Raw genomic sequence first — 19,705 nt, forward strand, 5'->3', positions numbered from 1 at the left:
TAGCGGCCTGGTCCCTGAGTGCCGCCGCTGGCCTACAAGGAGGGTATCCGGTCGCGAGTGGATCACTGCACGGGCATGGGCCTCTCCTGCCTGGTGGCGGCCGAAGAGAGCGGGCCCGGGGCCCACGGCGCTGTGCCGTGGACCCCGGACGGGTGGTGCGTCAGAAGGTGTGGAGCTGACGGACGGCGCGCTAACGGACGAACAACGACGCCTTGCCGGCAAGGTCCAGGAAGTACTGCGGGGCGAGGCCGAGGACCAGCGTGACCAGGACGCCGAGGCCGATCGCGGTGGCGGTCAGCGGGCTGGGCACGGCCACCGCCGGGCCGCCGGCCTGCGGGTCGGAGAAGAACATCAGCACGATGACGCGGATGTAGAAGAAGGCCGCGACCGCCGAGCTCAGCACACCCACGATCACCAGCGGGGTCGCCCCGCCCGCCGCCGCGGCCTGGAAGACCGCGAACTTCCCGGTGAAGCCGCTGGTCAGCGGGATACCGGCGAAAGCCAGCAGGAAGAGTGCGAAGACCGCCGCCACCAGCGGCGAGCGCCGCCCGAGCCCGGCCCAGCTGGACAGGTGGGTGGCCTCGCCCTTGGAGTCGCGGACCAGGGTCACCACCGCGAAGGCGCCGAGGGTGACGAAGGAGTACGCGAGCAGGTAGAAGAGCACCGCGCCCAGGCCCTGCCGGTTGGTGGCGATCACGCCGGTGAGGATGAACCCGGCGTGCGCGATCGAGGAGTAGGCCAGCAGCCGCTTCACGTCCTGCTGGGTGACGGCCAGGATCGCGCCGACCACCATGGTGAGGATCGCCACACCCCACATGACGGGCCGCCAGTCCCACTTCAGGCCGGGGAAGGCCACGTAGAACAGGCGCAGGAACGCGCCGAAGGCCGCCGTCTTGGTGGCCGCCGCCATGAAGCCGGTGACCGGGGTCGGCGCGCCCTGGTAGACGTCCGGGGTCCAGGAGTGGAACGGCACCGCGCCGACCTTGAAGAGCAGGCCGACCGAGACCATCGCCAGGCCGAGCAGCAGCAGCACGTCGTTCTGGGTGGTGACCGCCAGCGCCGGGGTGACGGGGGCGACCCCTGACACCACGTCGGCGATGTCGCCGAGCTGGACACTGCCCGCGTAGCCGTACAGCAGCGCGATGCCGAACAGGAAGAACGCCGAGGCGAACGCGCCGAGCAGGAAGTACTTGACCGCCGCCTCCTGGGAGAGCAGCCGGCGGCGGCGGGCCAGGGCACAGAGCAGGTAGAGCGGGAGGGAGAAGACCTCCAGCGCCACGAACATGGTCAGCAGGTCGTTGGCGGCCGGGAAGAGCAGCATGCCGCCGACCGCGAACAGGGTGAGCGGGAAGACCTCGGTGGTGGTGAACCCGGCCGTGGTCGCCTGCCGTTCCTGCTCACCGCCGGGTACCGCGGCGCCCTGGGCGGCGAAGGCGTCCACGCCGTGCCCGTTCAGGCGCGGCTCCAGCCGGCGCTCGGCGTACATCAGCACGGTGACCACGGCGGACAGCAGGATCACGCCCTGCAGGAAGAGCGCCGGGCCGTCGATGGCGACCGCGCCCATCGCCAGCAGGCCGGACTTGGTGGTGGCGTGCCCCTGGGCGGCGAGCACCACCACGGCCGCGAAGGAGCCGCCGAGCGCGAGCAGGGCGATGGCGACCTGGGTGCCGTACCGGTAGCGGCGGGGCAGGAAGGCCTCGACCAGGATGCCCGCGATCGCGGCGCCGAAGACCACCAGCATCGGGGAGAGCTGGCCGTACTCGACGTGCGGGGCGGGGATGCTCGGGCTGTTGCCGCCGGCGGCGGCAAGCAGGTGGCTCATTCGTGCTCACCTCCGGTGGTGGCGGCGACCGGGTGGGCGGGCGCCGGGTCGGTCTGGTGGATCTGGGAGAGCGTGGCGTTCACCGCCGGGTTGACGAGATCGGTGAGCGGCTTGGGGTAGACGCCGAGGAACAGGGTCAGCGCCACCAGCGGTGCCACCACCAGGACTTCGCGCAACCGCAGGTCGGCCATGCCCTCGACCCCGGCCTTGACCGGGCCGGTCATGGTGCGCTGGTAGAGCAGCAGCGCGTACAGGGCGGCGAGCACGATGCCGAAGGTGGCGATGATGCCGGCCACCGGGTACTTGGCGAACGTGCCGACCAGGACCAGGAACTCGCTGACGAAGGGCGCGAGTCCCGGCAGCGACAGCGTCGCCAGGCCGCCGATCAGGAAGGTTCCGGCCAGCACCGGGGCGACCTTCTGCACCCCGCCGAAGTCGGCGATCAGCCGCGAGCCCCGACGGGAGATCAGGAAGCCGGCGACCAGCATCCACGCGGCGGTGGAGATGCCGTGGTTGACCATGTAGAGGGTGGCGCCGGACTGGCCCTGGCTGGTGAAGGCGAAGATGCCCATGATGATGAAGCCGAAGTGCGAGATCGAGGCGTACGCCACCAGCCGCTTGATGTCCTTCTGGCCGACCGCCAGCAGCGCGCCGTAGACGATCCCGATCAGCGAGAGCACCAGGATGTACGGGCCGAAGGTGCGGGAGGCGTCCGGGAACAGGCCGAGGCAGAAGCGCAGCATCGCGAAGGTGCCGACCTTGTCGACCACCGCCGTGATCAGTACGGCCGTTCCGGCGGTGGACTCGCCCATCGCGTTCGGCAGCCAGGTGTGCAGCGGCCAGAGCGGGGCCTTCACCGCGAAGGCGAAGAAGAAGCCCAGGAAGAGCAGCTTCTCGGCGGTCGGGTCGATCACCAGCTTGCCGTCGGCGATCGCGCCGGTGAGGGTCGGCAGGTCGAAGGTGGCCAGGCCCTGGTCCTGCGCGAGCACGTACAGGCCGATCACGGCGGCCAGCATGACCAGGCCGCCGAGCAGGTTGTAGAGCAGGAACTTGACTGCCGCGTACGAGCGTTGGGCGGCGGAGTCCGGACCGCCCGCGCGGTCGCCGAAGCCGCCGATCAGGAAGTACATCGGGATCAGCATGGCTTCGAAGAAGACGTAGAAGACGAAGATGTCGGTCGCCAGGAAGGAGACCAGCACCATCGCCTCGACCGCCAGGACCAGGGCGAAGAAGCCCTGGGTGCGGCGGACGTTCTCGAAGGTTCCGTCGGGGTTACGGACCGGGTCCGCGTCGTGCCAGGAAGCCAGCATCACGATCGGCACCAGCACCGCGGTGAGCAGTGCGAGGACCGCGCCGATGCCGTCCGCCCCGAGCGAGAAGTCGATCCCGAACGAGCGGATCCAGGTGTGGGACTCGGTGAGCTGGTAGCGCGCCCCGCCGGTGTCGAGGCTCGCGGCGACGGCGCCGGTCAGCGCCAGGGTCGCCGCCGAGACGGCCAGCGCGACCCCCTTGCTGGCACGGCGGCGGGCCTCGGAGGACCCGGCCGGCAGCGCGGCGGTGAGCACCGCGCCGGCGGCCGGGACGGCGCAGGTCGCGGTCAGCAGGTAGCTCATGGCCGTCCCTCCCGAAATGTCCGGTGCCCGGCGGGCGGGCGAGTCACAGTCGTCATCAGACGGACCTCATCAGGAGAGTGGTGGCGGCCAGCAGCAGGGCGCCGCCGAACATCGAGAGCGCGTACGAGCGGGCGAACCCGGTCTGGATCCGGCGCAGGCGGCCGGAGATGCCGCCGATGGTGGCGGCCAGGCCGTTCACCAGGCCGTCCACGGCCTTGCTGTCCAGGTAGACCAGCGAGGCGGTGAGCCCGGCGCCGGGGCGGACCAGGACGGCGTGGTTGAAGTCGTCCTGGAGCAGGTCGCGGCGGGCCGCCCGGGTGAGCGGCGAGCCGACCGGCGCCGTGACCGGGACCGGCGAGCGCCCGTACATCAGGTAGGCGAGGCCGACGCCCGCCAGCATGCACACGGTGGTGAGCAGGGTGACGGTGAGCGGCTGGAGCGGCGAGTCGCCCTCGGAGTGTCCGGTGACGGGCTCCAGCCAGTGCAGGAAGGAACTGTTGAGGGCGAACAGTCCGCCGGCGAAGACCGAGCCGAAGGCCAGCAGGATCATCGGCAGGGTCATGGTGGCCGGGGACTCGTGCGGGTGCGGCTCCTCGCCGGTCCGGGCCGAGGGCTGCCAGCGCTTCTCCCCGAAGAAGGTCAGGAGCATCACCCGGGTCATGTAGAACGCGGTGACGGCGGCGCCGACCAGCGCGCAGAGGCCGAGGATCCAGCCCTCGGTGCCGCCCTTGGCGAAGGCCGCCTCGATGATCTTGTCCTTGGAGAAGAAACCGGACAGGCCGGGGAAGCCGATGATCGCCAGGTAGCCGAGGCCGAAGGTGACGAAGGTGATCGGCATGTACTTCCGCAGGCCGCCGTAGTGACGCATGTTCACCTCGTCGTCCATGCCGTGCATGACCGACCCGGCGCCGAGGAACAGCCCGGCCTTGAAGAAGCCGTGGGTGACCAGGTGCATGATGGCGAAGGCGTACCCGATCGGGCCGAGGCCGGCCGCCAGCACCATGTAGCCGATCTGCGACATGGTCGACCCGGCCAGTGCCTTCTTGATGTCGTCCTTGGCGCAACCGACGATCGCACCGAAGAGCAGCGTCACCGTGCCGACCACCACCACGGCGGTCTGGGCGTCGGGGGCCAGGTTGAAGATGGCACCCGACCTGGTGATCAGGTAGACCCCGGCGGTGACCATGGTGGCCGCGTGGATCAGGGCCGAGACCGGGGTCGGGCCCTCCATCGCGTCACCGAGCCAGGACTGCAGCGGCACCTGGGCCGACTTGCCGCAGGCCGCGAGCAGCAGCAGCAGCGCGATGGCGGTCAGCTTGCCCTCGCTCGCCTGCCGGGCCCCGCCGAGGACGGGACCGAAGGCGAAGCTGCCGAACTCGGTGAACATCAGCATGATCGCGATCGACAGGCCCATGTCGCCGACCCGGTTGACGATGAACGCCTTCTTGGCGGCCGTCGCGGCACTCGGCTTGTGCTGCCAGAAGCCGATCAGCAGGTACGAGGCGAGTCCGACGCCCTCCCAGCCGACGTACAGCAGCAGGTAGTTGTCGGCCAGCACGAGCAGCAGCATCGCCGCCAGGAAGAGGTTGAGGTAGCCGAAGAAGCGGCGGCGGCGCTCGTCGTGAGCCATGTAGCCCACCGAGTAGAGGTGGATCAGGGTGCCGACGCCGGTGATCAGCAGGACGAAGGTGACGGACAGTTGGTCGAGCTGGAAGGAGACGTCGGCCCGGAAGCCGTTCACCGGGATCCAGCTGAACAGGTGCTGGTGCACCGCCCGTTGTCCGGTCGGGCGGCCCAGCATGTCCGAGAACAGCAGGACGCCGAGGACGAAGGAGAGCGCGGCGGCCAGCGTGCCGAGCCAGTGCCCGAGGCGGTCGAGGTACCGCCCGCCGAGCAGCAGCAGGGCGGCACCGGCCAACGGAGCCGCGACCAGCAGCGGAATGAGAGAGTTCACGGGTGAGGCCCTCCGCCTACAGCTTCATCAGGTTGCTGTCGTCGACCGAAGCGGAGTGCCTGGTCCGGAAGATGCTGACGATGATGGCGAGGCCGACCACGACCTCGGCCGCCGCGACCACCATGGTGAAGAAGGCGATGACCTGGCCGTCCAGGTTGCCGTGCATCCGGGAGAAGGTGACCAGGGCCAGATTGGACGCGTTCAGCATCAGCTCGACGCACATGAACAGCACGATGGCGTTCCGCCGGATCAGCACGCCGGACGCGCCGATGGTGAACAACAGGGCGGCGAGATAGAGGTAGTTGACAGGATTCACGTCTCGTCCTCCGCCTTCTTCGGTTCCTTCGTCGGTACGGTCTCCAGCGCCTTGCGCGGCCCGGTGACCGGCGGGCGGGCGGACGGGGGCCGGCCCAGCCAGTCGGCGGTGCTGGACTCCAGCTCGGCCATCCGCCGGAGCATCTCCTGGCTGACGTCGCGGATCTGGCCGCGCTCGCGCAGGGTGCCCATCACGGAGTCCTCGGCGACGGTGCCGTCCGGCAGCAGGGCCGGGATGTCCACCGCGTTGTGCCGGGCGTACACGCCGGGGGCGGGCAGCGGCGGCAGCTGGATGTTGTCCCGGACCCGCTGGGCCGCCAGCTCGCGCTGGGTGCTCGGGGCCTTCACGTGCTCGCGGTGGGTCAGCACCATGGCGCCGATCGCGGCGGTGATCAGCAGGGCACCGGTGACCTCGAACGCCCAGACGTACTTGGTGAACAGCAGCCGGGCCAGCCCCTGCACATTGCCCTCGGCGTTGGCCTCGGACAGGCCGGTGAAGTGGCCGAGCCTGGCGTTGGCGATCCCCGCGATCAGCAGCACGCCGAAGCCCAGGCCGCAGAGCGCGGCGGCGATCCGCTGGCCCTTCAGCTGCTCCTTCAGCGAGTCGGCCGAGGTGACGCCGACCAGCATCACCACGAAGAGGAAGAGCATCATGATCGCGCCGGTGTAGACGACGATCTGCACCACGCCGAGGAACACCGCGCCCTGGGCCAGGTAGCAGACGGCCAGCGCCAGCATGGTGGCCGCCAGGCAGAGCGCGCTGTGCACGGCCTTCCTCATCAGCAGCATGCCCAGCGCACCGCCGACCGCGACCACGGCCAGCACCCAGAACTGGACGGCCTCTCCGGTGGAGGTCATGACTGTGCCTCCTTGTCCCTGGCCGTGCGCTCCTGCTGCACCGTGCCCGGCGCGGCGGCGGTGATCTCGCCCCGGTAGTACGCGCCTTCGTCGGCGCCCGGGTAGATCGCGTGCGGGGTGTCGACCATGCCCTCGGTGAGGCCGGCCAGCAGCTGCTCCTTGGTGAAGATCAGGTCGGCCCGCGAGGAGTCCGCCAGCTCGTACTCGTTGGTCATGGTGAGCGCCCGGGTCGGGCAGGCCTCGATGCACAGCCCGCACAGGATGCAGCGGGCGTAGTTGATCTGGTAAACCGCGCCGTAGCGCTCACCGGGCGAGTAGCGCTCCTCCTCCCGGTTGTCCGCGCCCTCGACGTAGATCGCGTCGGCCGGGCAGGCCCAGGCGCAGAGTTCGCAGCCGACGCACTTCTCCAGGCCGTCCGGGTGCCGGTTCAGCTGGTGGCGGCCGTGGAAGCGCGGAGCGGTGGGCTTCTTCTGCTCCGGGTACTGCTCGGTCAGCCGCTTCTTGAACATGGCCTTGAAGGTCACGCCGAAGCCTGCGGCCGGTCCGAGGATCGAGGGCCCGGTCGTTTCATCAGGCCCGGTGGTCTTCTCGTCCGCCATCTCGGTTCAGCTCCCCTCGGAATGGTCGGGCCCGTTGAGGGCGTCCTGGAGTTGCGGGGCCCGGCTGCGCCGGCGCGGTACGGGCGGGAGCTGCTGGCCGGGCAGCGGCGGCACGGGGTAGCCGCCGGTCATCGGGTCGAACTCTCCCCCGGCCTGCGTGCTCTCCTCCGGCTCCGGCCGGCGCCGGATGACGTCGCGCACCAGCGCGAGCAGCAGGATCGCCCCGATCGGCGCGCCGACGTACAGCACCACCTGGCCGAAGTCGTAGCCCTCGTTGCGCAGCGCCCGGACACTGGCCACCATCACCAGCCAGACCAGCGAGACCGGGATCAGCACCTTCCAGCCCAGCTTCATGAACTGGTCGTACCGGAGCCTGGGCAGGGTGCCGCGCAGCCAGATGAAGAAGAACAGCAGCAGCTGGATCTTGATGACGATCCACAGCATCGGCCACCAGCCGTGGTTCGCCCCGGCCCAGAAGGTGGAGATCGGCCACGGCGCCCGCCAGCCGCCCAGGAAGAGCGTGGCGGCGACGGCCGAGACGGTGACCATGTTGACGTACTCCGCCAGCATGAACATCGCGAACTTCAGCGAGGAGTACTCGGTGTTGAAGCCGCCGACCAGCTCGCCCTCGGCCTCCGGGAGGTCGAAGGGGGCGCGGTTGGTCTCACCGACCATCGCGATGACGTAGACGATGAACGAGACCGGCAGCAGCACCGCGAACCAGGTCGGCTGCTGGGAGACGACGATCTCCGAGGTCGACATCGAGCCCGAGTAGATGAACACCGCCGCGAAGGACAGGCCCATCGCGATCTCGTAGCTCACCATCTGAGCCGCCGAGCGCAGCCCGCCGAGCAGCGGGTACGTCGAGCCGGAGGACCAACCCGCCAGCACGATCCCGTAGATGCCGACCGAGGCCACCGCCAGGATGTAGAGCAGGGCGATCGGCAGGTCGGTGAGCTGCATCGGCGTCCGGGTGCCGAAGACGGACACCTGGTTGTCGGCCGGGCCGAACGGGATCACCGCGAAGGCCATGAACGCCGGGATCGCGCTGACGACCGGCGCCAGCACGTAGACCACCTTGTCGGCGTTCTTGACGACCAGGTCCTCCTTCAGCGCCAGCTTGATGCCGTCGGCCAGCGACTGGAGCATGCCCCAGGGACCGTGCCGGTTGGGGCCGATCCGCAGCTGCATCCAGGCGACGACCTTGCGCTCCCAGACGATCGCGATCAGCACCGTGAGCACCAGGAAGGCGAAGCAGAACACCGCCTTCAGCAGCACCAGCCACCACGGGTCGCGGCCGAAGAAGCCGAGCGTCTCGTACGCGGAAAGCATCATGATTCCTCCGCAGGGACTGCCACGTCGGCCGGCTGGGCCGAGTCGGCCGCGGCGATCGTGACCAGGTGGCCGACCGTGGTGCCCAGCGTCCGGTGGGCACCGCCCGGGGTGGAGTTGAGCGGCAGCCAGACCGTGCGGTCGGGCATCGCCCCGGTGATCTCCAGCGGCAGGATCAGCGAACCCGCAGGCCCGGTGACGCGGACCGCCCGGTGCGCGCCGATCTCCTCGGCGGTGGCCGCCGAGAGCCGGGCCACGGCCGGGTGCCGGGTGCCCGCCAGGTGCTCGTCGCCCTGCTGGAGGGTGCCGTTGTCGAGCAGCAGCCGGTGCCCGGCGAGCACCGCCTGTCCGGTGGCCGGGCGGGGCAGCGGGGCCGGGTGGGCGACGGGCGCGGCCGGGCGGTCGCCCGTCCAGGGCGCGAAGCGGTCCAGCTCCAGCCGGGCCGCCCGGACGTCCGGCAGGCCCAGCGGGCGGCCGATCGCCTCCGCCAGCATGCTCAGCACCCTGACGTCGGAGAAGGTCTGACGGTTCACCACCTGGTCGGGCTTGAGCGCGGCCCCGAACATCCGCACCCGGCCCTCCCAGTCCAGGAAGGTCCCGGCCTTCTCGGCCACCGCGGCCACCGGCAGCACCACGTCGGCCCGCTCGGTGACGGCGGACGGCCGCAGCTCCAGCGACACCACGAACGGCACCCGGGCCAGCGCCTCCTCGGCGAGCGCCGGGTCGGCCAGGTCGTCCAGGCCGACGCCGCCGATCAGCAGCGCGTCCAGGTCCCCGTGGGCGGCAGCGGCCAGGATCTGGTCGGTGTCCCGGCCCAGGCGGGCCGGGAGTTCGGCGAGGCCCCAGACGGCGGCGGTGTCGAGACGGGCCGCCGGGACGGACACCGGACGCCCGCCGGGCAGCAGCCCGGGCAGCGCACCGGCCTCCAGGGCACCCCGCTCCCCCGCCCGGCGCGGCACCCAGGCCAGCCGGGCACCGGTGGCGTGCGCGAGCCGCAGTACGGCGGTCAGCCCGCCGGGCACGGCCGCCAGCCGCTCACCGACCAGGATCACCGCGCCCTGGCCGCGCAGCGCGTCGGCGGCGCGGCCCGCGTCGTCGGTGAGCACCGAGTCCCCGGCCAGCGCGGCCAGCCACTCGGCCTCGGTCCCCGGCGCGGCGGGCAGCAGCGCACCGTGCAGCTTGGCCAGGCCCCGGGAGGCGTGCGAGGCGATCGAGAAGACCTGGAGTCCCTTGGCGCGGTTGGCCTTCCGCAGCCGAAGGAAGACGATCGGCGACTCCTCCTCGGCCTCCAGGCCGACCAGCAGGACCGCGGGGGCGGCCTCAAGTGCCGTGTACGACAGCCCGGTTCCGTCGAGATCGACCCCGTGGCCGGCCACCACCGCCGCCAGGAAGCCCGCCTCCTCGCCGCTGTGCGGACGGGACCGGAAGTCCACGTCGTTGGTGCCGAGCGCCACCCGGGCGAACTTGGCGTAGCCGTACGCGTCCTCGACCGTCACCCGGCCGCCGGTGAGCACCGCGGCCCGGGCGCCGCGCAGGCCCTCGGCGGCACGGGCCAGCGCCTCCGGCCAGCTAGCCGGGACGAGCGTGCCGTCCTGCGCGCGCACCAGGGGGGTGGTGATCCGGTCCCGCAACTGCGCGTAGCGGAAGGCGAACCGGCCCTTGTCGCAGTTCCACTCCTCGTTCACCTCGGGCTCGTCGCCCGCCAGCCGGCGCAGCACCTTGCCCCTGCGGTGGTCGGTGCGCTGCGCGCAGCCGGACGCGCAGTGCTCGCAGACGCTCGGCGAGGAGACCAGGTCGAACGGCCGGGAGCGGAACCGGTAGGCCGCCGAGGTCAGCGCACCGACCGGGCAGATCTGGATGGTGTTGCCGGAGAAGTACGAGGCGAACTCGTCCCCCTCCCCCACGCCGACCTGCTCCAGCGCGCCGCGTTCCAGCAGCTCGATGAACGGGTCACCGGCGATCTGCTGCGAGAAGCGGGTGCAGCGGGCGCAGAGCACGCAGCGCTCCCGGTCCAGCAGCACCTGGCTGCTCAGCGGGATCGGCTTGGCGTAGGTGCGCTTCATCCCCTCGAAGCGGGAGTCCGCCTGGCCGTTGGACATCGCCTGGTTCTGCAGCGGGCACTCGCCGCCCTTGTCGCAGACCGGGCAGTCCAGCGGGTGGTTGATCAGCAGCAGCTCCATCACGCCGCGCTGCGCCTTCTCGGCGACTGGCGAGCTGACCTGCGTACGGACCACCATGCCCTCCGCCACCGGGATGGTGCAGGAGGCGACCGGCTTGCGCTGGCCCTCGATCTCGACGATGCACTGGCGGCAGGCACCTGCCGGATCCAGCAGCGGGTGGTCGCAGAAGCGCGGGATCTGGGTGCCGATCTGTTCGGCGGCGCGGATCACCAAGGTCCCCTTGGGGACCTGGACCTCGACGCCGTCGACGGTGAGCGTGACGAGGTCGGTGGACCCCGCGGCGGAGCCGCTGGTCGCCGCAGCGGTGGTAGCGGTCACGCGTGCACCTCCCTCTCGGTGGCGGACGGGTGGGCGTGGGGCCGGTCGGCCCAGACGGTGGCGGCGGCCGGGTCGAAGGGGCAGCGCCGCTCGGCGAGGTGCTGCTCGTACTCGGCGCGGAAGTACTGGAGCGAGGAGGCGATCGGGCTGGCTGCACCGTCGCCCAGGGCGCAGAAGGACTTGCCGTTGATGTTGTCGGCGATGTCGAGGAGCTTCTCCAGATCGCCGTCGACGCCCTGGCCCGCCTCGATCCGCCTGAGCAACTGGACCAGCCAGTACGTCCCTTCGCGGCACGGGGTGCACTTGCCGCAGGACTCGTGGGCGTAGAACTCGGTCCAGCGGGTGACCGCCCGGACCACGCAGGTGGTCTCGTCGAAGATCTGCAGCGCCTTGGTGCCGAGCATCGAGCCCGCCGCGCCGACGCCCTCGTAGTCGAGCGGGACGTCCAGGTGCTCGTCGGTGAACATCGGCGTCGAGGAGCCGCCCGGGGTCCAGAACTTGAGCCGGTGCCCGGCCCGCACTCCCCCGCTGACCTCCAGCAGCTGGCGCAGGGTGATGCCGAGCGGCGCCTCGTACTGTCCGGGGTTGGTGACGTGCCCGGAGAGCGAGTAGAGCGTGAAGCCGGGGGACTTCTCGGTGCCGAGCGCCTTGAACCAGTCCTTGCCGCGCACCAGGATCGGCGGCACCGAGGCGATCGACTCGACGTTGTTGACCACCGTCGGGCAGGCGTAGAGGCCGGCGATGGCCGGGAACGGCGGCCGCAGGCGCGGTTGGCCCCGGCGGCCCTCCAGCGAGTCCAGCAGCGCCGTCTCCTCGCCGCAGATGTACGCTCCGGCGCCCGCGTGCACGGTGATGTCCAGGTCGATCCCGGAGTCGAGGATGTTCCGGCCCAGGTACCCGGCGTCGTACGCCTCGGCCACGGCCGCGTGCAGCCGGCGCAGGACCGGGACGACCTCGCCGCGCAGGTAGATGAAGGCGTGGTCGCAGCGGATCGCGTACGAGGCGATGATCATGCCCTCGATCAGCGAGTGCGGGTTGGCGAAGAGCAGCGGGATGTCCTTGCAGGTGCCCGGCTCGGACTCGTCGGCGTTGACCACCAGGTAGTGCGGCTTGCCGTCGTTCTGCGGGATGAACTGCCACTTCATGCCGGTCGGGAAGCCGGCGCCGCCGCGGCCGCGCAGCCCGGAGTCCTTGACCAGCGCGATCACGTCGTCCGGCGGCATGGCCAGGGCGGCCCGCAGGCCCTGGTAGCCGTCGTGGCGGCGGTAGGTGGCCAGGCTGTAGGGACGCGCGTCGTCCCAGCAGGCCGAGAGTACCGGCGAGAGCAGCTTCTCGGCCGGCTCCACGGAGGTCATCACGCGTCCGTCCCTTCGTGCCGGGGGGAGACCACCTTGGTCCCCGAAGTACCGGGCAGCGCCTCGCCCCTGGCGAGCCTCAGCCCCGCCAGCGAGGGCGCGCCGCCCGCGCCGGACTCGTCCACCGCGCCGTCCCGCTCGTCGGGGAAGCCGGCCAGCATGCGCGCGGTCTCCTTGAAACTGCACAGCCGGGCGCCCCGGGTCGGCCGCACCTCGCGGCCCTCGCGCAGCTGGTCCACCAACTGCCGTGCGCTCTCGGGGGTCTGGTTGTCGAAGAACTCCCAGTTGACCATCACCACGGGGGCGTAGTCGCAGGCCGCGTTGCACTCGATGTGCTCGATCGAGACCTCGCCGTCCTCGGTGGTCTCGTTGTTCTCGATCCCGAGGTGCTGCTTGAGTTCGGCGAAGATCTGGTCGCCGCCGAGCACCGCGCAGAGCGTGTTGGTGCAGACGCCGACGTGGTACGTCCCCGCCGGGCGGCGCCGGTACATCGTGTAGAACGTGGCGACCGCGCTGACCTCGGCGGTGGTGAGCTCCAACTGCTCGGCGCAGAACCGGATCCCGGTCGCGCTGACGTAGCCCTCCTCGGCCTGCACCAGGTGCAGCAGCGGGAGCAGGGCGGAGCGGACGACGGGGTAGCGGGCGATCAGCTCGCGCGCGTCCGCCGCCAGCCGGTCGTGCACCTGGGGCGGGTACGGCCTGGCCGGCAGCGCCGGCAGTCCGAGTTCGACACTGCCTGGAGAGTTGCTCACCGGTCCACGCCTCCCATCACCGGGTCGATCCCGGCCACCGCGACGATCACGTCGGCCACCTGGCCGCCCTCGCACATCGCCGCCATCGACTGCAGGTTGGTGAACGAGGGATCGCGGAAGTGGACGCGGTACGGCCGCGTGCCGCCGTCGCTCACCACGTGCACCCCGAGCTCGCCCTTGGGCGACTCGACCGCCGCGTACGCCTGTCCGACCGGGACCCGGAAGCCCTCCGTCACCAGCTTGAAGTGGTGGATCAGGGCCTCCATCGAGGTACCCATGATGTTGCGGATGTGGTCCAGCGAGTTGCCCATCCCGTCCGGCCCGACGGCCAGTTGGGCGGGCCAGGCGATCTTCTTGTCGGCGACCATCACCGGTCCCGGCCGCAGCCGGTCCAGGCACTGCTCGACGATCCGCAGCGACTGCCGCATCTCCTCCAGCCGGATCAGGAACCGTCCGAAGGAGTCGGCGCTCTCCGCGACCGCGACCTCGAAGTCGTAGTTCTGGTAGCCGCAGTAGGGGTCGGACTTGCGCAGGTCGTGCGGCAGGCCGGTGGCCCGCAGGATCGGTCCGGTGGCGCCGAGTGCGAGGCAGCCGGGCAGGTCGAGGAAGCCGACGTCCACCAGGCGGGCCTTGAACACCGGGTTGCCGGTGGCGAGTTTGTCGTACTCGTGCATCCGCGAACGCAGCAGCTTGACCGCCTCGCGGATCTGGTCGACGGCTCCGGGCGGCAGGTCCTGGGCGACGCCGCCGGGACGGACGTACGCGTGGTTCATCCGCAGGCCGGTGACCAGCTCGAAGACGTCCAGCACGACTTCGCGGTCCCGGAAGCCGTAGATCATCAGGGTGGTGGAGCCGATCTCCATGCCGCCGGTGGCCAGGCAGACCAGGTGCGAGGAGATCCGGTTCAGCTCCATCATCAACACCCGGATGACATCGGCCCGTTCGGGGATGTCGCCGGTGATGCCGAGCAGCTTCTCGACGGCCAGGCAGTACGCGGTCTCGTTGAACAGCGGGGTCAGGTAGTCCATCCGGGTCACGAAGGTGGTGCCCTGGACCCAGTTGCGGAACTCCATGTTCTTCTCGATGCCGGTGTGCAGGTAGCCGATGCCGCAGCGGGCCTCCTTCACCGTCTCGCCGTCGATCTCCAGGATCAGCCGCAACACCCCGTGGGTGGACGGGTGCTGGGGACCCATGTTCACGATGATGCGCTCGTCGTCGGCGCGCGCCGCGGCCTCGACCACCTCGCCCCAGTCGCCACCGGTGACGGTGAAGACCCGGCCCTCGGTGGTCTCCCGGGACGCCGCCTCGTACTCGGCCCCGTGCTCAGATTGGATTGGCATCAGCTGTACGACCTCCGCTGGTCGGGCGCCGGGATCTGGGCGCCCTTGTACTCGACGGGGATGCCGCCGAGCGGGTAGTCCTTGCGCTGCGGGTGGCCCAGCCAGTCGTCCGGCATCATGATCCGGGTCAGTGCCGGATGCCCCTCGAAGACCAGGCCGAAGAAGTCGTACGCCTCGCGCTCGTGCCAGTCGTTGGTCGGGTAGACGCTGACCACGGACGGGATCCGCGGGTCGGCGTCCGGGGCGCTGACCTCCAGCCGCAGCAGGCGGCCGTGGGTGATCGAGCGCAGCTGGTACACCGCGTGCAGCTCGCGCCCGCTGTCGTGCGGGTAGTGCACCCCGCTCACGCCGAGGCAGAGCTCGTAGCGCAGCGCCGGGTCGTCGCGCAGGGTGCGGACGGCCGTCAGCAGGTGCTCCCGGGCGATGTGGAAGGTGAGTTCGGCCCGGTCCACGACGGTCTTCCCGATCACCGCCGCCGGGTCGAGCCCCTGCTCCTCCAGCGCGCCCTCGAACTCGTCGGCCACCTCGTCGAAACCGTGCCCGTACGGGCGGCTGCTCGCGGGCGGCAGCGCGATCGGGGCGGTCAGCCCGCCGAAGCCGGAGGTGTCACCGGTGCCCTTGGCGCCGAACATGCCCTGCCGCCTGCCGATCACCTCGACCGGGAGTTCCGTGCGGGTGGCGGGGACGCGCTCCTCGGGGGTCTCGCTCATCGCAGCAGCCCCCGCATCTCGCTCGTCGGGACGGCGTGCAGGGCGATCTCCTCGGCCTGCTCCTCGGCGCGGAGCCGGTGCACCCCGAGCTTCTCGTGCTGGATCTTGTCGTGCAGCTTGAGGATCGCGTCCATCAGCATCTCCGGGCGGGGCGGACAGCCCGGCAGGTAGATGTCCACGGGGACGATGTGGTCGACGCCCTGGACGATCGCGTAGTTGTTGAACATCCCGCCCGAGGAGGCGCAGACGCCCATCGAGATGACCCACTTCGGATTGGCCATCTGGTCGTACACCTGGCGCAGCACCGGGGCCATCTTCTGGCTCACCCGCCCGGCCACGATCATCAGATCGGCCTGCCGGGGCGAACCCCGGAAGACCTCCATGCCGAACCGGGCCAGGTCGTAGCGGCCGGCTCCGGTGGTCATCATCTCGATCGCGCAGCAGGCCAGTCCGAAGGTGGCCGGGAAGAGCGAGGCTTTGCGCACCCACCCCGCCGCGGTCTCCACACTGGTGAGCAGAAAGCCGCCCGGCAGCTTCTCCTCGATACCCATCAGATCCCTCTCAGTCTTCTCAAGTCCGGCGGCTTGTCCCCCCGTTCACAAACGGGGTCGGGTCAGTCCCACTCCAGACCGCCGCGCCGCCAGACGTAGGCGTACGCGACGAAGACGGTGGCGATGAACAGGAGCATCTCGACCAGCCCGAAGATCCCCAGGGCGTCGAAGCTGACCGCCCACGGGTAGAGGAAGACGATCTCGATGTCGAAGACGATGAAGAGCATCGCCGTCAGGTAGTACTTGATCGGGAACCGACCGCCGCCCACCGGCTGCGGGGTCGGTTCGATGCCGCACTCGTACGCCTCCAACTTGGCCCGGTTGTACCGCTTGGGGCCGGTCAGCGAGGCCATCACGACGGAACCGACCGCGAACGCCGCCGCGATGGCACCGAGTACGAGGATCGGCGCGTAGGCATTCATAGCCCCCGCTCCCTCCGTCCAGTCGTCCTTGACTGCAGATCGGAAACGACGGGTCACACTCTGGTGAACCCGTGATCCGGTTCCCGGGATCCACCTCATGTGAGGCAGTTCACAAAGCCTGGATCGAGCGCATCCTATGCCCGTCGGCTTGTGATCTGCGACACGCAGTTCCCGACGATCTTTGTGATCTACGCCACCTGACAAACGATCGCCAAGGCGATCAAGCCACGATTCATCAACGCAACGAAGGCAAATGGACACATTCCGTCGCATTCTTCTGTGAAGCGACTGGTCAGGGGCATCCGCCTATATCAATGATGCAGCTTCCATCGCAAATTCCACGGCTTCATGTTGACGTGATAGAGGGGCTCACCCTCCAGGGTGGACGGCCCCGAACACCCGCTTGACCTTTCGTTCACAAGCTCACGAGGAGCCGACCCCCGGCCCACCGGAAGCGGGCCTCCCGGGCGTCCCACGCCGGCCGCTGCGAGGGCCGGTTCGCTCGGTGGGCGGGTTCGTTCAGCGGGCGCCGCCGCCCGTACCCGCCCGGCGGCCCCACTCGGTGCCCACGAGTACCAGGGCCCCGCCGAGCAGGGCGAGCGGGGCGAGCCGGTCGCCGCCCAGGGTGGTGCCGAAGGCGGCGGCCCAGAGCGGCTCGGTGCCGAGCAGCAGGCTGACCCGCGAGGGCGAGGTGGCCCGCACCGCCCACATCTGGACGAAGAACGCGAACAGCGTGCAGAGCAGGGACAGGTGCAGCAGGTACGCCCACTGCACCGGCCCGAACCCGGCCGCCACGGCGAGCGCGGACGGCCCGGCGAAGAGCGAGGCAACCGCGAAGACCGCGCCTGCGGCGGCGAGTTGGACCCAGGTGAGGGCGAGCGAGTCGGTGGCCGCGATGGCCTTGGTGCGGGACATGGTGAGGACGTGGACGGTCCGCACCAGGGCCGCGCCGAGCACCAGCAGGTCCCCCGCGCCCGGCGCCTGGAATCCGCCGCCGGTCAGCAGGGCGACGCCGAGCACCGAGAGTCCGGCGGCCCCGAGGAAGGACCACGACGGCGCGCTCCGCCGGACCGCGCCCTCGGCGAGCGGCGTGAGCACCATGGTGAGGCTGACGATCAGCCCGGCGTTGGTCGCCGAGGTGTGCACCGCGCCGTACGTCTCCAGGAGGAAGATCGCGCCGAGGATGCCGCCGAGCGCGGCCCCGCCCAGCCACTCCCGCACGGTGAGCCCGCGCAGCGCGCGGAACGCGAACAGGCCGAGCAGCGGCAGCACCAGGGCGAAGCGCAGCACCAGCACCGGCAGCACCGTCTGAGGCGTCGCCAGCTGCTTCACCACCAGGAAGCTGGACCCCCAGACCACCGCCACCGCGAGCAGGGGAAGATCACGGACGATCGGCGGGACGGGGCGCATACGGGGTTCCCTCCGAGGCAGGCGGGGCCGAAGGCCCGTGTCGTCGGACGGCTCTGCGGCGGCGGGGGGACATCGTTGCGCAGAACTGCACAGATGATCAACAGCTTTTCGACCGGCGGAACCCGGCACCGCCTCAACACCCGTACGACGACGGCCCCCGATCCCCCGGGGCGTCGCCCGGCCGATCACGCGACCGTCAGGGCCTGCTGCTGGGCGCGGGCGCCTCCGCCGTCGGCGTGCTGCTCGGCATGGCGGTGTGCGACAGCGCGGCGATCAGCAGCACCCCGTACACGGTCCGGCTCTGCCTGGCCGCCTCGGCGACCGAGGCCGCCCTGGTACGGACCTCGGCCTGCCCGTCGAGCGCCCGGCCGACCGCCTCGGCGGTGCGGGCGGGCGAGGTGCCGGGGGTGACCCTGAGGTCGAGCCCGGTGCCGCTGATCCGGGTCGCGTACCGGCTCATCCCCTCGGCCGGGACCCCGACGACGGGACGGCCCGCGAAGCCGGGCGCACCCCGGCCGTCCAGGGTGCCGGCCAGGACGGCGGCAACGGTGCCGCCGTCGGCCCCGCCGAGCCGAAGGGACGCGCCGGGGCGGGCGCCGATGCGCTCGGCGGTGTCGGCGTCCAGCAGCACCTCGCCGGGGGCACTCGGCCACCGGCCGTCCTTGAGCAGCTGCCAGCGCAGCGCGGGGTCGGCGGCGTTCGAGCTGACCACGGCGGCATCGTCGAGCGGACGCCCGGCCGGGGTGAGGACGCTGCCCTGTCCGACCAGCCGCAGCGCCACGGATGCCACCCCGGCCACCTGGCGGGCCCGGGCGGCGGTGTCCTCGGTCAGCGCCCCACGCCCGGCCCCGGCCCCGGTCGCGGCCCCGCCGGCGATCGCGGCCGGGGTGGCCTGGAGGTCGGCGGGGCCCACCTCGGCGGCTGCCGTCTGGCGGTAGGAGTCCGTCAGCGCCCCGCTGCCGCCGACCGAGGCGATCAGGAAGGCCACGCCCACGGCGACGGCCGTACCGGTGAGGACCAGCTGCCGGAGCTGCCCGCGGAGCTCGGCCACGGTGTACCTGTACGTCGTCATCGTCCCTCGCGCTCGACTCTCCCGAGCGGACATCACACGCCGTCAGGACCGCTTCCCAGCCTAGGAACGGAACGCACGGCTCCCGTCAGTTCGCCGTCGGGTTCCCGGCTCACCCGGGAGAGGTACAGGGCAGCGGCCCTCTCCTCCTTGGGACTTACGGCGGCTCAGGGTCGACACCCGGCCGGCCTCCCGTTTCCCGTAGGGCACCCCCGCCCCAACCGCCCAACGCATACCGGGTGCGACCCGGGGGCATCAGTGAGTACGCCATGCCAACTGCCGTGGCACACACCCCGGGAGGGAACCCCGCATGAAGCGCAAGCACTGGGCACTGCCACTCGCCGCCGCCATCGCCCTGCCCCTCGCCCTCACCGGCACCGCGGCCACCGCCGCGACACCGGACCCCACCCCGACGCCCACCACCTGCACCTACTCACCGGCGGTCCCGGCCGACAACTTCAAGGGCATACCGGTCTTCGACCCGGCGAAGGCCGCCAAGCCCTACCACGCGACACTGCGGACCAGCCAGGGCGCCATCACCTTCCAGGCCCTGACCGACAAGGCCCCCTGCACCACCTTCTCCTTCCGCTTCCTCGCGGAACACGACTACTTCAACCGCACCCACTGCCATCGCCTCACCACCCAGCGGCTCTACGTCCTCCAGTGCGGCGACCCCACCGGGACCGGCAGCGGCGGCCCCGGCTACTCCTTCCCCGACGAGAACCTCACCGGCGCCACCTACCCGGCCGGCACGGTAGCCATGGCCAACGCGGGCCCCAACACCAACGGCAGCCAGTTCTTCTTCGTCTGGAAGGACACCAAGCTCTCCCCCGCCTACACCCCCTTCGGCCGCATCACCGCAGGCCTCGACGTCCTCCAGAAGATCGCCGCCGGCGGCGAGGACGACCAGAACAACCCCGGCGACGGCTACCCCACCCTGCCCGTCGACATCCGCCAGGTCCGCATCACCAACCGCTGACCACCAACTCCCGTACGGCGGCGGCCTGGCCACGCCGTACGGGGAGATCTGGCCGCATCGCTCACCCTGGAAGCCGCTCTGTGGCTGCGCGTCAGACACCAACTCTCTCGGGGCGCACCGGTCAAC

Annotated in this window: 17 protein-coding genes; 1 reads left to right on the top strand and 16 read right to left on the bottom strand. The window is 70.9% G+C overall.

Annotation, left to right across the window (positions count from 1 at the left end; all coding sequences use genetic code 11):
- Positions 1 to 190: 190 nt before the first annotated feature.
- The 16 genes from nuoN to UK12_RS18230 all read right to left on the bottom strand — a co-directional run bounded on the left by nuoN (position 191) and on the right by UK12_RS18230 (position 18,603).
- Positions 191 to 1,822, bottom strand: a complete 1,632-nt coding sequence (gene nuoN / locus UK12_RS18155) for an NADH-quinone oxidoreductase subunit NuoN (RefSeq protein ID WP_045304066.1) — start codon at positions 1,820 to 1,822, stop codon at positions 191 to 193.
- Positions 1,819 to 3,435: an NADH-quinone oxidoreductase subunit M gene (locus tag UK12_RS18160; RefSeq protein ID WP_045304067.1), complete on the bottom strand. Its 1,617-nt coding sequence runs from the start codon at positions 3,433 to 3,435 to the stop codon at positions 1,819 to 1,821. The genes nuoN and UK12_RS18160 overlap by 4 nt, the downstream gene beginning before the upstream one ends.
- 55 nt (positions 3,436 to 3,490) lie before the next feature.
- The gene (gene nuoL / locus UK12_RS18165) at positions 3,491 to 5,389 is read right to left on the bottom strand and encodes an NADH-quinone oxidoreductase subunit L (protein WP_045304068.1); all 1,899 of its coding nucleotides are present in this window, start codon (positions 5,387 to 5,389) and stop codon (positions 3,491 to 3,493) included.
- A 16-nt stretch (positions 5,390 to 5,405) separates the two neighbouring features.
- Complete coding sequence (gene nuoK, locus UK12_RS18170) at positions 5,406 to 5,705, bottom strand: NADH-quinone oxidoreductase subunit NuoK (RefSeq protein WP_045304069.1); 300 nt, start codon at positions 5,703 to 5,705, stop codon at positions 5,406 to 5,408.
- On the bottom strand, positions 5,702 to 6,562 hold the full coding sequence (locus tag UK12_RS18175; RefSeq protein WP_045304070.1) for an NADH-quinone oxidoreductase subunit J: 861 nt from the start codon (positions 6,560 to 6,562) through the stop codon (positions 5,702 to 5,704). The genes nuoK and UK12_RS18175 overlap by 4 nt, the downstream gene beginning before the upstream one ends.
- Positions 6,559 to 7,161: an NADH-quinone oxidoreductase subunit NuoI gene (gene nuoI / locus UK12_RS18180; RefSeq protein ID WP_045304071.1), complete on the bottom strand. Its 603-nt coding sequence runs from the start codon at positions 7,159 to 7,161 to the stop codon at positions 6,559 to 6,561. Before nuoI ends, UK12_RS18175 begins: the two co-directional genes overlap by 4 nt.
- Positions 7,162 to 7,167: 6 nt before the next feature.
- Entirely contained in the window at positions 7,168 to 8,493 is a 1,326-nt protein-coding gene (gene nuoH / locus UK12_RS18185; protein WP_045304072.1) for an NADH-quinone oxidoreductase subunit NuoH, read from the bottom strand.
- Positions 8,493 to 10,991 (bottom strand): NADH-quinone oxidoreductase subunit G, encoded by a 2,499-nt coding sequence (locus tag UK12_RS18190; RefSeq protein ID WP_045304073.1) that lies wholly within the window; start codon positions 10,989 to 10,991, stop codon positions 8,493 to 8,495. Before UK12_RS18190 ends, nuoH begins: the two co-directional genes overlap by 1 nt.
- Positions 10,988 to 12,346 (bottom strand): NADH-quinone oxidoreductase subunit NuoF, encoded by a 1,359-nt coding sequence (gene nuoF, locus UK12_RS18195; protein WP_045304074.1) that lies wholly within the window; start codon positions 12,344 to 12,346, stop codon positions 10,988 to 10,990. Before nuoF ends, UK12_RS18190 begins: the two co-directional genes overlap by 4 nt.
- Entirely contained in the window at positions 12,346 to 13,098 is a 753-nt protein-coding gene (nuoE, locus tag UK12_RS18200; protein ID WP_045304075.1) for an NADH-quinone oxidoreductase subunit NuoE, read from the bottom strand. The genes nuoF and nuoE overlap by 1 nt, the downstream gene beginning before the upstream one ends.
- On the bottom strand, positions 13,095 to 14,438 hold the full coding sequence (locus tag UK12_RS18205) for an NADH-quinone oxidoreductase subunit D (protein WP_045304076.1): 1,344 nt from the start codon (positions 14,436 to 14,438) through the stop codon (positions 13,095 to 13,097). The genes nuoE and UK12_RS18205 overlap by 4 nt, the downstream gene beginning before the upstream one ends.
- A complete protein-coding gene (locus UK12_RS18210) occupies positions 14,438 to 15,148 on the bottom strand; it encodes an NADH-quinone oxidoreductase subunit C (RefSeq protein ID WP_045304077.1) in 711 nt (236 codons plus the stop codon). Before UK12_RS18210 ends, UK12_RS18205 begins: the two co-directional genes overlap by 1 nt.
- Positions 15,145 to 15,699 carry a NuoB/complex I 20 kDa subunit family protein gene (locus UK12_RS18215; RefSeq protein ID WP_045304078.1) on the bottom strand — a complete coding sequence of 185 codons (555 nt, stop codon included), beginning with the start codon at positions 15,697 to 15,699 and terminating at the stop codon, positions 15,145 to 15,147. The genes UK12_RS18210 and UK12_RS18215 overlap by 4 nt, the downstream gene beginning before the upstream one ends.
- A gap of 62 nt (positions 15,700 to 15,761) precedes the next feature.
- Positions 15,762 to 16,121, bottom strand: coding sequence for an NADH-quinone oxidoreductase subunit A (locus UK12_RS18220; protein WP_014137597.1), 360 nt, complete (start codon positions 16,119 to 16,121; stop codon positions 15,762 to 15,764).
- A 519-nt stretch (positions 16,122 to 16,640) separates the two neighbouring features.
- Positions 16,641 to 17,531: a DMT family transporter gene (locus UK12_RS18225; RefSeq protein ID WP_045304079.1), complete on the bottom strand. Its 891-nt coding sequence runs from the start codon at positions 17,529 to 17,531 to the stop codon at positions 16,641 to 16,643.
- 196 nt (positions 17,532 to 17,727) lie between these two features.
- Positions 17,728 to 18,603 (bottom strand): ABC transporter permease, encoded by an 876-nt coding sequence (locus tag UK12_RS18230; RefSeq protein ID WP_045304080.1) that lies wholly within the window; start codon positions 18,601 to 18,603, stop codon positions 17,728 to 17,730.
- Positions 18,604 to 18,910: 307 nt separating this feature from the next.
- Between UK12_RS18230 and UK12_RS18235 the strand changes: the two genes are divergently transcribed.
- The gene (locus UK12_RS18235) at positions 18,911 to 19,579 is read left to right on the top strand and encodes a peptidylprolyl isomerase (protein WP_045304081.1); all 669 of its coding nucleotides are present in this window, start codon (positions 18,911 to 18,913) and stop codon (positions 19,577 to 19,579) included.
- The last annotated feature ends 126 nt before the right edge of the window (positions 19,580 to 19,705 follow it).

The organism is Saccharothrix sp. ST-888, from assembly GCF_000955975.1.
Lineage (GTDB): Bacteria > Actinomycetota > Actinomycetes > Streptomycetales > Streptomycetaceae > Kitasatospora.

Coding starts and splice junctions, on each gene's coding strand:
- nuoN (WP_045304066.1), bottom strand. CDS start 1,822: ATGAGCCACCTGCTTGCCGCCGCCGGCGGCAACAGCCCGAGCATCCCC.
- UK12_RS18160 (WP_045304067.1), bottom strand. CDS start 3,435: ATGAGCTACCTGCTGACCGCGACCTGCGCCGTCCCGGCCGCCGGCGCG.
- UK12_RS18175 (WP_045304070.1), bottom strand. CDS start 6,562: ATGACCTCCACCGGAGAGGCCGTCCAGTTCTGGGTGCTGGCCGTGGTC.
- nuoI (WP_045304071.1), bottom strand. CDS start 7,161: ATGGCGGACGAGAAGACCACCGGGCCTGATGAAACGACCGGGCCCTCG.
- nuoH (WP_045304072.1), bottom strand. CDS start 8,493: ATGCTTTCCGCGTACGAGACGCTCGGCTTCTTCGGCCGCGACCCGTGG.
- nuoF (WP_045304074.1), bottom strand. CDS start 12,346: ATGACCTCCGTGGAGCCGGCCGAGAAGCTGCTCTCGCCGGTACTCTCG.
- UK12_RS18205 (WP_045304076.1), bottom strand. CDS start 14,438: ATGCCAATCCAATCTGAGCACGGGGCCGAGTACGAGGCGGCGTCCCGG.
- UK12_RS18210 (WP_045304077.1), bottom strand. CDS start 15,148: ATGAGCGAGACCCCCGAGGAGCGCGTCCCCGCCACCCGCACGGAACTC.
- UK12_RS18215 (WP_045304078.1), bottom strand. CDS start 15,699: ATGGGTATCGAGGAGAAGCTGCCGGGCGGCTTTCTGCTCACCAGTGTG.
- UK12_RS18220 (WP_014137597.1), bottom strand. CDS start 16,121: ATGAATGCCTACGCGCCGATCCTCGTACTCGGTGCCATCGCGGCGGCG.
- UK12_RS18225 (WP_045304079.1), bottom strand. CDS start 17,531: ATGCGCCCCGTCCCGCCGATCGTCCGTGATCTTCCCCTGCTCGCGGTG.
- UK12_RS18230 (WP_045304080.1), bottom strand. CDS start 18,603: ATGACGACGTACAGGTACACCGTGGCCGAGCTCCGCGGGCAGCTCCGG.
- UK12_RS18235 (WP_045304081.1), top strand. CDS start 18,911: ATGAAGCGCAAGCACTGGGCACTGCCACTCGCCGCCGCCATCGCCCTG.